Source organism: Micromonospora sp. NPDC050187 (genome assembly GCF_044459745.1).
Taxonomy (GTDB): domain Bacteria; phylum Actinomycetota; class Actinomycetes; order Mycobacteriales; family Micromonosporaceae; genus Micromonospora.
Genome location: NZ_JBITJH010000007.1, coordinates 180,959 through 194,272, shown reverse-complemented (window position 1 = coordinate 194,272; position 13,314 = coordinate 180,959). Strand labels below are relative to the sequence as shown.

General features: G+C 73.4%; 11 protein-coding genes. 5 read left to right on the top strand and 6 right to left on the bottom strand.

What is annotated here, in order from left to right; genetic code table 11:
- Positions 1-55: 55 nt before the first annotated feature.
- The gene (locus ACIBJE_RS14225) at positions 56-1,153 is read left to right on the top strand and encodes a sensor histidine kinase (RefSeq protein ID WP_396748071.1); all 1,098 of its coding nucleotides are present in this window, start codon (positions 56-58) and stop codon (positions 1,151-1,153) included.
- 81 nt (positions 1,154-1,234) lie between these two features.
- Here ACIBJE_RS14225 and ACIBJE_RS14220 read toward each other — a convergent pair whose 3' ends face one another.
- The 4 genes from ACIBJE_RS14220 to ACIBJE_RS14205 form a co-directional block, all read right to left on the bottom strand.
- On the bottom strand, positions 1,235-3,580 hold the full coding sequence (locus ACIBJE_RS14220) for a hypothetical protein (RefSeq protein ID WP_396748069.1): 2,346 nt from the start codon (positions 3,578-3,580) through the stop codon (positions 1,235-1,237).
- Between the two features lie 4 nt (positions 3,581-3,584).
- Positions 3,585-4,250, bottom strand: a complete 666-nt coding sequence (locus tag ACIBJE_RS14215; RefSeq protein WP_088982321.1) for a response regulator transcription factor — start codon at positions 4,248-4,250, stop codon at positions 3,585-3,587.
- Positions 4,251-4,395: 145 nt separating this feature from the next.
- Positions 4,396-5,280 carry a hypothetical protein gene (locus ACIBJE_RS14210; protein ID WP_396748067.1) on the bottom strand — a complete coding sequence of 295 codons (885 nt, stop codon included), beginning with the start codon at positions 5,278-5,280 and terminating at the stop codon, positions 4,396-4,398.
- A 365-nt stretch (positions 5,281-5,645) separates the two neighbouring features.
- On the bottom strand, positions 5,646-6,260 hold the full coding sequence (locus tag ACIBJE_RS14205) for a TetR/AcrR family transcriptional regulator (protein WP_396748065.1): 615 nt from the start codon (positions 6,258-6,260) through the stop codon (positions 5,646-5,648).
- Between the two features lie 108 nt (positions 6,261-6,368).
- Between ACIBJE_RS14205 and ACIBJE_RS14200 the strand changes: the two genes are divergently transcribed.
- Both ACIBJE_RS14200 and ACIBJE_RS14195 read left to right on the top strand, forming a co-directional pair.
- The gene (locus ACIBJE_RS14200) at positions 6,369-6,776 is read left to right on the top strand and encodes a RidA family protein (protein WP_396748063.1); all 408 of its coding nucleotides are present in this window, start codon (positions 6,369-6,371) and stop codon (positions 6,774-6,776) included.
- Between the two features lie 181 nt (positions 6,777-6,957).
- Positions 6,958-8,679, top strand: a complete 1,722-nt coding sequence (locus ACIBJE_RS14195; RefSeq protein ID WP_396748061.1) for an FG-GAP-like repeat-containing protein — start codon at positions 6,958-6,960, stop codon at positions 8,677-8,679.
- A gap of 53 nt (positions 8,680-8,732) precedes the next feature.
- Here the strand turns inward: ACIBJE_RS14195 and ACIBJE_RS14190 are convergent, their stop codons facing one another.
- Positions 8,733-9,149: a hypothetical protein gene (locus ACIBJE_RS14190; protein ID WP_396748059.1), complete on the bottom strand. Its 417-nt coding sequence runs from the start codon at positions 9,147-9,149 to the stop codon at positions 8,733-8,735.
- Positions 9,146-10,156 carry a DNA polymerase domain-containing protein gene (locus ACIBJE_RS14185; RefSeq protein WP_396748057.1) on the bottom strand — a complete coding sequence of 337 codons (1,011 nt, stop codon included), beginning with the start codon at positions 10,154-10,156 and terminating at the stop codon, positions 9,146-9,148. Before ACIBJE_RS14185 ends, ACIBJE_RS14190 begins: the two co-directional genes overlap by 4 nt.
- A 220-nt stretch (positions 10,157-10,376) precedes the next feature.
- Here ACIBJE_RS14185 and ACIBJE_RS14180 point away from each other — a divergent pair, with 220 nt between their 5' ends.
- Entirely contained in the window at positions 10,377-10,922 is a 546-nt protein-coding gene (locus ACIBJE_RS14180; protein ID WP_396748055.1) for a TetR/AcrR family transcriptional regulator, read from the top strand.
- A 63-nt stretch (positions 10,923-10,985) separates the two neighbouring features.
- Positions 10,986-13,163, top strand: a complete 2,178-nt coding sequence (locus tag ACIBJE_RS14175) for an MMPL family transporter (protein ID WP_396748053.1) — start codon at positions 10,986-10,988, stop codon at positions 13,161-13,163.
- Positions 13,164-13,314: the final 151 nt, after the last annotated feature.

The window sequence follows — 13,314 nt, the reverse complement described above, 5'->3', positions numbered from 1 at the left end:
CGGGGCCCCCGAGCCGGGTCAGCCGACCCGACCGGAGCCGCCTACAGTGGGGGGCATGCGCCGCTCGACGCAAGACGCCGACCGGCCGTCCCCGGTGCCGGGCCCGCCGGACGACGTGGCCCGGGTGGTCGATGCGGTGCACGGACTGCCGGGTCGGCCGCTGCCGGGAGTGCAGGCCGAGGCCCTGGCCCGGGCGCTGGGCGGGTGCCTGGAGGCCACCACGGTCACCATCGCGCTGTGGCTGCCCCTGCCGGCGGGCCACGAGGCCGACGACGCCACGGTCGACCACATCGTGGAGGAGTACCGCTGGCCCGCCACCGACACCGAGGCGACGGCACCCGTGACCGGCGCGACACCGGTGCGGCTGCGCGACGGCGAGCAGGTCCTGGCCGACCTCATGATCGAGCCTCCGACCGCGGCCGAACGGCTGCACCGGTGGCCCGAGCTGCACGCGGTGACCCGCCTGCTGGTCAGCGACATCCAGGCCCAGTCGGTCACCGCCGCCGCCGAGCGGCTGATCGGTCAGAGCGTCCTCCTGCTGGCCGACACCCGCCTGCGGGCCGCGGGCGAGATGGAGCACCAGCGGTACCAACTGGAGCGCGACCTGCACGACGGCGCCCAGCACCACATGGTCGCGTTGCAGATGTCGCTGGCCATGGTGGAGCACCAGCTCGACGCCGGCAACGCCGCCGAGGCGGGCCAGCACCTCGACCGGCTGCGGGAGCTGCTGGCCAGCACCGAGGAGGTGCTGCACACCACCGCGACCGGTCTGCTGGCGCCGTTGACCGACCACGGTCTGGTGGCCGCGTTGACGGCCCGGCTGGAGGCGCTCGACACGGTCACCCTGGACATCGACCCGGAACTGGTCGGTTACCGGTACCTGCCCGAGGTGGAGGCTGCCGTCTACCTGGCTTGCCTGGAGGCGGTCAGCAACGCCCACAAGCACGCCCCGGGCGCTGCGGTCACGCTGACGCTGGCCACCTCCCGCCGGGGCCTGAGCTTCGAGGTCGCCGACACCGGGCCGGGCTTCGACACCGGAGGGCGGATGCCGCTGCGCCAGCTTGCCGCCCGCCTGGCCTCGGTCGACGGCACGCTGACGGTGCGGTCGAGCCCGACCACCGGCACCCGGGTCAGCGGGTTCGTGGCGCTCTGAGCCGTCCCGCCGGTGCCACCGGGCCGCCCGTCCGGGCCGTGCCGGCCCACGTGCAGAAGACCTGCTCGGGGAAGTCGCCGGTCAGTCGACGCCGTCGGTGAGCAGCCGCTCGCACGTCCGGACCAGCAGCGCGCACGCACTGCGTCCGGCCGGTCCCGAGTCCGGCACCATGGTCTGGGCCCGCCAGAACGCCAGCGCCCGGGTCACGGCCCGGGTCACCTCCCCCGGGTCGGCGTCGTCGGCCAGGCCGAGCCGGGACCGTACGTCCGGGCCGTGCGCGCCGAGCAGGCGCACCGCCTCGTCGTGTCCGCGCGGCAGCCGGATCCGCCCGCCCTGCAACGCCTGCAACAGGTCCAGCTCGGGTATCTCGTGCGCGCCCGCGACGGCCGCCTCCACCGCACGGGCGAACTGCTCGTCCAGCTGCCCGGCGGCCAGGCAGGCCACCAGCGCGCGCAACGCCCACCGGGCGGCCAGTAACCCCACCCGAGCGCGTAGCCGGGTGCGCAGCGCCGCCTCGATCTCGGCACCGCCGTCCGGGGCCGCACGCCAGTTCACGACCGCGTCGCACATCGACCCCAGTTGCTGGGGCGTTCCGGCCGTCGCGGCGGTGCCCTCGGGCAGCGCGCAGACCACCACCGGGGAGAACCCTTCCCCGTACGGCGACCGCAGGGCGGTCAGGAACTCCGACTCCGCCGCGCTGGCCGGCCCGGACAGCACCAGCACGACCGCGTCGGGGGGCCCGTCGGCAGTTCCCGTCCAGCGGCGCAGCCGGGCCGCGAGGTCGGCGTCGACGTGGTCGCGGTGGTGCAGCAGCCGCAGCCCGCGCAGCGCGTCCACGGGTCCCTCGACCAGGATCCGGTCCACCCCGGCCGCCGCGCCCGGCCACGCGGCGCCGGACCAGTCGGGCAGCCGGACCGGCCGCCACGGCGGTGCCCCGCGAGCCGGGTCCAGCGTGATCCGTGGGTACGGCTGGTGCTGGTAGCCGGTCGGCGGGGACAACCCGGCCGGTGGCTCCCCTCGTGGCGTGCCGGCCGGCTCGAACAACGCCGACACCAGCTCGGACGCCGAGGCACCGACCACCACCACCCGGGCCCGACCGTCCTGCCGGTCGACCGCGACCCGTAACGGTGGGCTGTCCGCGGACGCCGCCCGGCTGGTCACGAGCAGGGTCAGCAGGCGACGCACGGGAACACCGGCCAGCAGCTCGGGTGCGGCGGCGTCGGCCTCGGCCGGCGTCGGCTCGGCGACCCGCGCGGGCTCCGGCCAGTCGCCGCCGAGCCGCTCCGGCAGCAGGATGTCCACCACGGTCGGCTCGTCCCGACCGGCCCGCTCCACCCGCAGCCGGCCGCCCAGCGCGGCCAGCCGCTGGGAGTCGTCCCGCAGCGCCGCGGCGACCTCCGCCGGCTCAATGCCGGCCCGCTGCGCGCGGATCTTCAGCACCCCGCCGGACCGGCCCAGTTCCAGGGTCACCGGCTGATCGCCGCCGCTGGCGCCCAGCGCCGCCGCCGCGGACGCGCCCGCCTGGTACAGCCCGGACTCGACCTCCCAGCCCTGCCGCCGGCCCAGTTCCCCGCTGAACACCACCGGCACCGGCAGCGTCGCGGTGACCTCCTCCAGCGCCGCGCGCACGCCGGTACTGCGCAGCACCTGCGGGTACACCCCGCGGACGACGGACCGGAACTGCTCGATCATCTCGCCCAGCCCGGCCCGGATGCCACCGACGATCGCCGTGGCCTCCGGGGAGCCGGCGCGCAGCGCCCGCTCCAGGTCCGTGGTGCGGTCCAGGATCGCCTGTAGCTGCCGGCCGGGTGTCGCGGTGACCGCGGTGGCGAGCCGGTCGCGCTCCACCGCCTGCACCGTGAGCAGCTCCAGCCGGGTCGCGCCGACCCGCTGTGCCGCCTGGTCGACCCGGGCCCGCACGGCGGTGCACGCCGCGCGGTGGCGGGCCTGGCGCAGCAGCAGGCCGACGCAGACCGCCGCCTCGCCCAGCGACGCCGTCCCGGCCAGCGAATACCGGGGATCCTCCGGGCGGGCCAGCACCAGCACCCCGGACCGGGTCCCGCCGTCGGTGACGTCCGCGGTCGCGACCACCCCGGCCGCGTGCAGCAGCAGGTCCGGGTCGGCTACCGGGTTCGGCAGCGCGCCCCGCCCCCAGCGCCGGGACTGCCATGCGACGGCGGGTGCCCAGGGTGGGGCGCTGGTGCCGGGTGCCGTCTCCCCCGGCAGCCACAGTGCCGCGTAGCGCACCGTGTGCGCCTGGGCGAGATCCCGCAGCAGCGTGCGCAGGATCGGTCGGTACCCGCCCAGCGGGTCCCCAGGCCCGCCCGGCGCGGGCAGCGCGTCTGCGGACGCCAGCTGGACCAGGGCGGTGAACGACCCGCCTGGACGGGACGGATGCGTCCGCTCGCCGCCGGTGGCCCGGAGCACGGCCCTAGTCCGCCATCTGGTTCGAGCGCATGTACGCGAGCACCGCCAGGACCCGCCGGTGGTGCGCTGCGGACTCGGCCGGCAGGTTCAGCTTGGTGAAGATGCTGGCGATCCGCTTCTCGACCGTCTTGACGGACAGGAACAGCTCGGCCGCGATCCCGGAGTTCGACCGTCCCTCCGCCATCAGCCGCAGCACGGCGCGTTCCTGCTCGGTGAGGTCGGCCAGCAGGCTCCGCACCGGAGGGCTCGGCCGGTCCACCAGGTTGGCGGCCAGCACCGGCTCGATCACGATCTCACCGGCCGCGATGCGCACCAGCGTGTCGGCGAGCACGGCCACCCCGGCCACCTGGTCCTTGAGCCGGTACCCGATCCGTTCGGTGCCGATCTCCAGCAGCCGGAACAGGTAGTGCGCCTCGGCGTGCTGGGACAGCAGCAGCAACCCGACGTCGGGGAACCTCGCCCGTACGCGCTGGGCGGTGTCCAGTCCGCCGTCCGCGCCCGGCGGCATCCGGATGTCCATGATGGCCACGTCGACCGGGGTACGGGCCATCAACTCCAGCAACCGGTCGCCGTCCTCCACGCAGCCGACCACCGTGTGCCCGGCAGCGGACAGCAGCAGTTGCAGGCCCTCCCGGAACAGCGCGCCGTCGTCAGCCACCGCAACGTCCATGGCCCGCCTCCCGACCTCGACACCGACGATCTTGTGATCCCCCAATACAGTGGCGTATCGGCACGGCGTTGTCACGGTCGACCACGACGTCGCGTGGCGGCGACGGCCGGGCTCGGCGACGCCCGCAGCCGGTCCACGGACCCGGCTACCGCAGCTTCAGATTCCAGGCCGTCACCGCCGCCACCGGGTCGGCCACCGTCGTGATGCCGGTGCCGCCGGTGAGCCCGACGTGGGCCTGGCCGGTGCCGACGATCCGGCGCAGGTCGACCGAGGTCGTCACCAGCGGCTCGGCCGGGCGGAAGCCGGACTTCCCGCTCGCGTAGACCCGCAGTCGGTGCATCCGGGCGTCGTAGTCGATCCACACGTTGACGACGCCCCTGCCGTACAGGCTGAAGCCCGGTTCGGTCCACACGAGATGCCGGGTGACGTCGCCGTTCCTGGTCACCGCGACGTGCTGGCGGTCGACGGGGTCGAAGGCGTTGGGCCAGGCGTCGAACTCGACCGCCAGGCTCGGCCGGATCCGCGGCCGGCCGGTGCCCGGCCGGGCCCCGTACCCGAGCCCCTCGCCACTGCTCCCGCGCGCGGTGCCGGACCGGCCCTGGACCACGAACGCGATCCCGTCGCTGATCTTCGTGATCTCGAAGGAGAACCCCGTGCTGAAGGAGCGGGACGGGTCGATCGTGGTGGTCGACCACGCACTGCCCGCCCTGTCCCGCCCGGACGCCAGCACCAGCCGCCCGTCCGCGACGGTCGCCGACCCGTTGAGCCGCAGGTCGGTGGTGTCGCGGAAACCCTGGAACGCGAACACGGGCGCGACCTTGCTCATCGGTGCCTGAACCGTCGGTGGCCGTGTCCGGTCGACCGCCCGTGGTGGCGTCGGCGCGGCTCTGGTCCGCTCGGGGGACGCCGTGCGGGACGAGCTCGCGTTCGCCAGCACCAGGACGGGGGGCGCGTCGAGCGGCTCCGCCGTCCGGATTCCACCGGCGTTGCTCGCCGAGAACGTGACGGCAGCGGCCACGACCAGCACCACGACCGCTGCCACCCTCGCGACGCCGCGCCGCGAGGCCTGCTGTCGGATGGGAGACCAGAGGGTACGGCCGAAAAGCGCGAACATCACGTCAGCTCCCGCCTCACGAGCACATGCCCGTGTCGTCGTCGTGGGTCACGCTCCCTGCACGTGCCATAAGCGGGCCCCGGTTCACGGCGCGCGCACCGGGTTCAGAAGTCAGAGCATCACCGCCCTACGCAGCCGGCTGTGCGAGCCGCAAGGCTCGGTGCGCCCGTCCTGCTGGCCCGCGCGGCGGCCTCCGGCGAGCGGGTCCTGGTGCGGTCGTCCACCCGGGCGGTCCGGAGGTGCCGGGGGCGGACGGTGCGGGACGGTCGATCCGAGGGTGGTCACCCGAGGGCCGACCACCCGGCCCGCACGGATCGGCGGCAGCGCTCCTCGTCGTCGCCGGCGCTCACGAACAGCGCGGTCAGGATGACGGGCGCGTGCACCATGAGCGCCTCACGGGGCAGGACCCCGGTGATCACCAGCATGGTCAGGCCGTGACCGGCGGCCCACATCTGCGTGGCGACGGCCTCCGGGTCACCGGCGTCGACGAAGCGACCCCGCTCGCGAGCCCGAGCGACACCGGAGACGAGGACACCGAAGGCCCCCGCCACGGCCTGCGGATCGTCGAGATCGGCCACCGCGTCGTACATCGTCCGGTACAGGGCCGGGTTGGACAGCGCGTTGTCGACGTAGGCGGCACCGAGCGCCGCCAGATCGCGTACCGGGTCGGAGGTGGGCCGCACCTGGTCCAGACGCGCGGCCAGGCGGGTGAACCCCTCCTGGCGCACCGCCCGCCACAGCCCGGGCATGCCTCCGAAGTGCGTGTACACCGCCATCGTCGAGGCGCCGGTCCCTTCGACGAGCGCGCGTAGCGTGACCGGCTCACGGCGGGCGAGCATCTGCGCCGCGCGCTCCACGAGGACCAGGCGGACAGCCGCTGAGGCAGTTCTCGGCACGCGAAGAATGATACATAGCACTGCTATGGCACTCGAAGCATAACGGCGTTATGCTTCGGCTCCACGGCACGGCCCATCCGGGGCCGCGTTCCGGCGGAGGAGGACCCCATGCCCGTGCAACTGTTGAACCCCGATGGCCTGCCGAAGCCCGACATGTACCGGCAGGTGGCGGTCGCGTCCGGAGCACGGATGGTCTTCCTGGCCGGTCAGGTGGCCCGCGACGCCGAGGGCCGACCGATCGGCGCCGGGGATCTCGCCGCCCAGGTCGAGCAGGCGTACCTCAACGTCGCCACGGCGTTGGCGGCGGTGGGCGGCAGCTTCGACGACGTGGCCAAGCTGACCGTGTACGTCGTGGAGTGGGACGGCGGGAAGCTGGCCGACCTCGGCGCCGGCGTCCAGCGTGCCGCCGCACAGCTCGGCGTCGACCTGGTCAAGCCGATCACCCTGATCGGCGTCGTCAGCCTCGGCGAGCCCGACCTCCTCGTCGAGGTCGAGGCCGTCGCCGTCCTGGACTAGCCGGTCCCGCCCGCGTCACCTCGGAGCGGGTGGAGTCGACGAGAACGCGTCCGCCCCGGTCCTCGCGGGCCCTATCGGCGAGCGCGGATTCGTTCTCGTCCCGCACTGCTATCGCTAATGCGTATTAGCGCTCTACCATCTTTCGGACACGTCGTCGAACCTCGCTACGAAAGAGGTGTCCATGTCCCCTCGGCGCAGAACGCTCGTCGCATGGCTGACCCCGGTCGTCGCGGCGCTGTCGCTGGCCGCGGTCGGTGTCGCGGCGATCCCGGACGCGGTCGCCGTGCCGGCTCCGTGCCAACCCGACGTCGACGGGGGGCCGGACTGCTCTGCCATGGAGAAGCCGCTCACCGCAGCGGTGGGCACCGAGCGCGACCTTGCGCTGAGCGACCTGGACATCCGCCTGATGCCGCTCGGCGACTCGATCACCTACGGCGTGGAGAGTTCCGACCGGAACGGCTACCGCGACGAGTTGTACGACCACCTCAAGGGCAACGCGCGGCACGTCAACTTCGTCGGATCGGTGAAGACCGGGTCGATGAGCGACAACGACCACGAGGGCCATCCCGGCGACCGGATCGACGAGATCGCGGCAACCGCCGACTGCAGCGTGCCGCGCTATCAGCCCAACGTCATCACGCTGCACGTCGGCACCAACGACATCGGCCAGAACTTCGCGCTGTCGTCCGCGCCCACCCGGCTCAGGAACCTGGTCGACCAGACGCTGGCCGACTCGCCACGGGCCACGGTGCTGGTCGCCCAGCTCATCCCCATCGGCAGAGCCGGGTTGCAGTCGCGCGTCGACGCGTACAACGCGGCGCTGCCCGCCGTGGTGCGGGACCTGCAGAACGAGGGCAAGCGCGTGCTGCTGGTGGACATGAGCAGGGTGCTGGTCACCGACGGTCTGCAGAACGACGCCCACCCGAACGACGAGGGCTACGCCAAGATGGCCGCCGCCTGGTACGAAAGCGTGCTCGAGGCGACCGCCAGGGGCTGGATCCAGGCGCCGCTGCCGGAGAACGCCCCCACCGGCTGCACCCCGGGGGACTCCGACGACACGGCACTCGGTACGGGGTGGCGCAACCTGGGCGTGATCGCCCCCGGATACGGCGGCACCCCCGGCCGTACGATCATCGCCGAGCTGAACGGCGACAAGCGGGCCGACTACCTCCAGGTCTATCCGGACGGCAGTTTCCGCGCCTCGGCGAACACGGTCGGCACGCCCGGGCAGCCCGACTGGGTGGACGTCGGCAGGTACGCCCCTGCGGCACAGACGGCGGTCCACGGCGACGAGGTGCGGTTCGCCGACCTCAACGGGGACGGGCGCGACGACTACCTCGTGGTCGGTTCCACCAGCGAGGTGCGGGCGTACCTCAACGTCAGGGGTTCGGGTGACACGCTCGCGTTCGTCCCCTGGGGGATCGTCTTCCGCGTCGACTCGTTCAACCGGAACAACCTGCGCTTCGCGGACGTCACCGGAGACGGGCGTGACGACCTGCTGCGGGTCGGCGCGGAGGGCGCGGTGCACGTGTACCGGAACATGTGGGACCCCGCCACCGAACGCCGAGCCGGTGAACCCCAGCCGCCGGCCTGGCGGCTGTGGCTCGACTGGGCCGGCGGCACCCGGGGCTCGTCGCTGGAAGCGGTCCGGTTCGCCGACGCCGACGGTGACGGGCGGGCCGACTACCTCCAGGTCAGCGTCGAGGGCGCGGTACACGCCTTCCTCAACCGTGGTGGCGGGGGCAACGGCGGCTTCCAGGCCCGCTACGACTGGGCCCACGAATCGGGCTATCCCCGCCCGTACATCCAGTTCGCCGACATCAGCGGCGACGGCAAGGCCGACTACCTGGTGGTCTACCAGGGCGGCGCGGTCCGCGCCTGGCTGAACCGTGGCGGCAACTAGGACAGCAGGGACGCTCGTGATCACGTGCTGAGTTCGGCCCGTGGTCGACCGCCTCAGTACGGATAGCGGGCCGGGGCCGCCACGCCGCGCTGGCGCCGCAGCTCGACCGCCCGCTTCTCCTTCCGGATGATGGCCACGGTGTACCAGGTGAACGCAACGGACATCAGCGCCAGCGGGATGGCTCCCCAGAAGGGCCGGCCCTGCGCCCACGAGACGGACAACGCCAGCGCCAGGGCGATGGTGAACGCGGTGAACACGCCGGCGAGGACCCGCAGCCCGCCCACGGTACGCACCATGACGCCTGATCCGCCCGGGACGAAGCCGACCTCCTCCGGCCGGTACAGGGTCAGTTCCCCGTCGACGGCGCGGAGCAGGCGCCACGCCTCCCCGCGGTCCCGGAGCCGTCGGTGTTCGGCTCGGGCGGCCTCGTCGCGAGCCGCGCGTCCGGCGTCGTCTGACGGCGTTCTCATCGGGCGGCGTCGTCCGCCGTCCGGGACCGGCCCGGCCCGTCGGCGTCCGCTCCGGCGGCCCGGCGGGCCCGGGCCCGCCGCTTCCCCTCGTGCATGGCCTGGACCCGGGCCACCGGGATGGTGTGCCCCTCGGCCACCAGGTCCGCCGGGAGCCGCTGCGGCGCGGGCATCCGCGCCGACCACGGGTCGTGCGCGGCGACCAGCGCCGGCACGGTCCGGAGGGTGAAGTCGGCCGGCGTGACGTCGGCGAGGTCGGCCCAGTCCACCGGGAAGGAGACCGGCACGCCGGGACGGAGCCGGGGGCTGTACGCGGCGACCACCGTCGCCCCGCCGGCCCGGGTGGAGTCGACGAAGACGCGGCCACCCCGGTCCTCGCGGATGAACGCGGTGGTCGCCAGCGCCGGGTCGATCCGGGCGGCGCGGGCGGCGAGGGCCCGGGTGGCGGCGGCGGTGTCCGCCGGATCGGTTCCCGGCTCCACCGGTACGAAGACGTGCACCCCCTTGGCCCCGCTGGTCTTGACGGCACCGGCGAGACCGGCGTCGGCGAGTGCCTGCCGGACCAGCCCGGCGGCGGCCACGGCCAGCCCGAAGGCGTCCGGATCGGGCGGGTCGAGGTCGAGCACGAGGTGGGTGGGGCGCTGCGGGTCGTCGGCGGTCGCGAGGGTCGGGTGGTACTCCACCGAGCGCTGGTTGGCGAACCAGAGCAGGGTGCGGCGGTCGTCGCAGAGCGCGTACGACACCTCGCGGTGGGACGCCTCTGCCCACAGCGCCACCCGGCGTACCCAGTCCGGGGTGTAGCGGGGCAGGTTCTTCTGCATGAAGGGGGCCTGGCCACGGAGTGCCCGGACCACCGAGAGCGGCCGGTTCCGCAGTGCCGGAAGGAGTCGGTCCCGGACGGCGTCGAGGTAGTCGACCAGGTCCCGCTTGGTGAGGTCGGAGCCGGCGACGAGCGGCTGGTCCAGGTTGGTCAGGGGGACGCCGTCCCGCATCTCGTCCGCAGCCGCCATCAGCCCACCCTTCCGGTCGCCCGGCCGGCGCGCAACCGGAACCGCCGACCTGCCGCATGCCGGGCCGGGGTGATCCGGCCGGTGACCGGGTGGGCGTGACGCCTTCACCCCGCCTTCTCCGATCCGGGCGGATTGTGACGAACGCCACGATCTTCTTCTGACCGATCGGTCAGCTCCTGACCGATCGGTCAGGCATGCTCAATGGTGGGAGGTGGCCAGGTTGGCACGGTCGGTACCGGAGACTCGGGACGAGATTCTCGCCGCAGCCGCGAAGCGGTTCGCGGTGACCGGTTTCAAGGGCACGTCGTTGCAGGACATCGCCCGTGACGTGGGGTGCTCCAAGGCGGCGGTGCTCTACCACTTCGCCAACAAGGAGACCATTTTCACCGAGCTGATGGCCCCGGCGATCGGCATGCTGCTCGCTCTCGACGAGCGGCTGCTCGGCGCGACCGGGCAGGCCGCGCAACGCGACGCCCTCGAGGGCATCGTCGGGCTGTCGCTGCGCTTCCGCCGGGAGATCGCCCTGTTGCAAGGCGAGTTTCCCGAACTGCTCCAGCACCCCGCCTTCGCACACATCCAGCGCTGCTCCGACCGGCTCCGCGACGCCCTGGCCGGCGGATCCACCGGGGCCGAGGCACGGGTGGGCGCGCTGATGGTGCTCGCCGGGATCGCCGCCGCCTGCGCGCAGTTCCCCGACCTGGACGACGACGAGCTGCGTGCCGCGCTGCTGGCCGTCGCCCGCCGGGCGCTCGGGCCAATGGACTGACTGACCTCTACCGCTGCGTCCGTTTTCCATCCACGACCCTGAGGACAGGACTAGAAAACCATCATGGCGACCCTCTTGTACCGGCTCGGCCGGGGCGCGCTACGACGGCGGCGACTCGTCGTCACCCTCTGGCTCGTCGCACTCATCGGGCTCGGCGGGGCCGCGGCGCTGTTCCGCGGCCCGACGTCGAGCGACTTCACCATGCGGGGCACCGAGTCGCAGGAGGCTCTCGACCTGCTGGCGAAGGAGTTCCCGGCGGCCAGCGGCGCCACCGGCACCATCGCGGTCAAGGCACCCGCCGACGGGCAGCTCGGCACCCCGCAGGGGCAGGCCGTCATCCGGGAACTGGTGCAGGAGGCCAGCAGCCTGCCCGGCGCGGTCGGCGCGGTCGACCCGTTCCAGGCCGGCGCGGTCTCGCCGACCGCCCGGTACGCCCTGATCCAGGTGCAGTTCTCCGGTGGCGCGGACGAAATCACCGACGAGCAGCGCGAGGCGTACGAGGACATCGGCGCGCGGGCCGAGAGCCAGGGTTACCAGGTCGCCCCCGGCGGTGAGGTGCTCAACGCCGAGCCGGAGGTCGGCTCGACCGAGGCGATCGGCGTACTGGTGGCCCTGATCGTCCTGGTGGTGACCTTCGGTTCGCTGGTCGCGGCGGGAATGACCATGCTCAACGCGCTGATCGGCGTCGGCGCGGGCATGGCCGGGCTCTTCGCGCTCAGCGCCGTCATCGACCTGACCAGCACCGCCCCGATCCTGGCGCTGATGCTCGGCCTGGCGGTCGGCATCGACTACTCGCTCTTCATCACCTCCCGGTACCGGCAGAACCTGCTCTCCGGGCTCACTCCGGAGGAGGCGGTGGGGCGCGCGGTGGGGACCGCCGGATCGGCAGTGGTCTTCGCCGGGGCGACCGTGGTCATCGCGCTCGCCGGGCTCGCCGTGGTCAACATTCCGTTCCTCACCGTGATGGGTCTCGCCGCCGCCGGCACGGTGACCGTGGCGGTCCTGGTGGCGATCACGCTCCAGCCGGCGCTGCTCGGCTTCGCCGGTCAACGGGTGCTGCCCCGCAAGCTGCGCGGCACCGCCCCGGCCGACGTGGACGTCGCCGAGGACCGCTCCGGCTTCGGTTTCCGCTGGGCCCGCTGGGTCACCCGGCTGCGGATCCCGGTCATCCTGGCCGGGCTGCTCGGGCTGGGGCTGCTCGCCGTCCCCGCCACCGACATGCGGCTGGCCCTGCCGGACGCCGGCACCGCCCCGGTCGGTTCGCCGGCCCGGACCTCCAACGACCTGATCACCGAGGGCTTCGGGCCGGGCTTCACCGGCCGGCTGGTGGTGGTGGTCTCCGGTGACTCCGCCGAGCAGACCACCGCCGCGCTGCCCCGGGTCAGCCAGGAGATCCAGGGCACCGAGGGCGTGCTCGCGGTCGCTCCGCCGCAGCTCTCCCCGGACGGTCGGACCGCCCTCCTGGCGGTCATTCCGGAGACCGGGCCGACCGACCAGGCGACCGAGACGATGGTCCACGACATCCGGGGCGCGGTCGGCGGGATCGACGGGGCCGACGTGCTACTGACCGGCGTAACCGCGATCGGCATCGACGTGTCGGAGAAGCTCGCCGACGCGCTCCCGATCTACCTGCTGCTCGTCGTCGGACTCTCCGTCCTGCTGCTGATGCTGGTGTTCCGGTCGATCCTGGTGCCGGTCAAGGCGGCCCTGGGCTTCCTGCTGACCGTCGCGGCGACCTTCGGCATCACCGTCGCGATCTTCCAACAGGGCACGCTGGCCGACCTGGTCGGGCTGGACACCCCCGGCCCGTTGGTCAGCTTCCTGCCGATCCTGCTCATCGGCATCCTGTTCGGGCTGGCCATGGACTACGAGGTCTTCCTGGTCTCCCGAATGCGGGAGGACTTCGTGCACGGGGACACCGCCGCCCAGGCCACCATCAACGGCATGGGCCACGGCGCCCGGGTGGTCACCGCCGCCGCGCTGATCATGATGTCGGTCTTCGGCGGCTTCGTCTTCCTCGACGACCCGATCATCAAGTCGATGGGCTTCGCGCTCGCGATCGGCGTCGCCATCGACGCCTTCGTGGTGCGGATGACCATCGTCCCGGCGGTGATGTCGCTCCTCGGCGACAAGGCGTGGTGGCTGCCCCGCTGGTTGCAGCGGACCCTGCCGAACGTCGACATCGAGGGCGAGGGGCTGCGCGCCCACCTCGACGAGAAGGCCGCAGCCGGCGTCCGCTGACCTGCCCCACCCCGCCCCGACGCCGGTCCTCGCCGGACTGCGCGCCCGGGGTGGGGTGGTAGCAGGGGCCCCCTGCACCGCAAAAAGCGGTAGCAGGGGGACCCTGCAAACACCCCGGCCGGACACGGCACACCCGCGCCGGATACCGCAC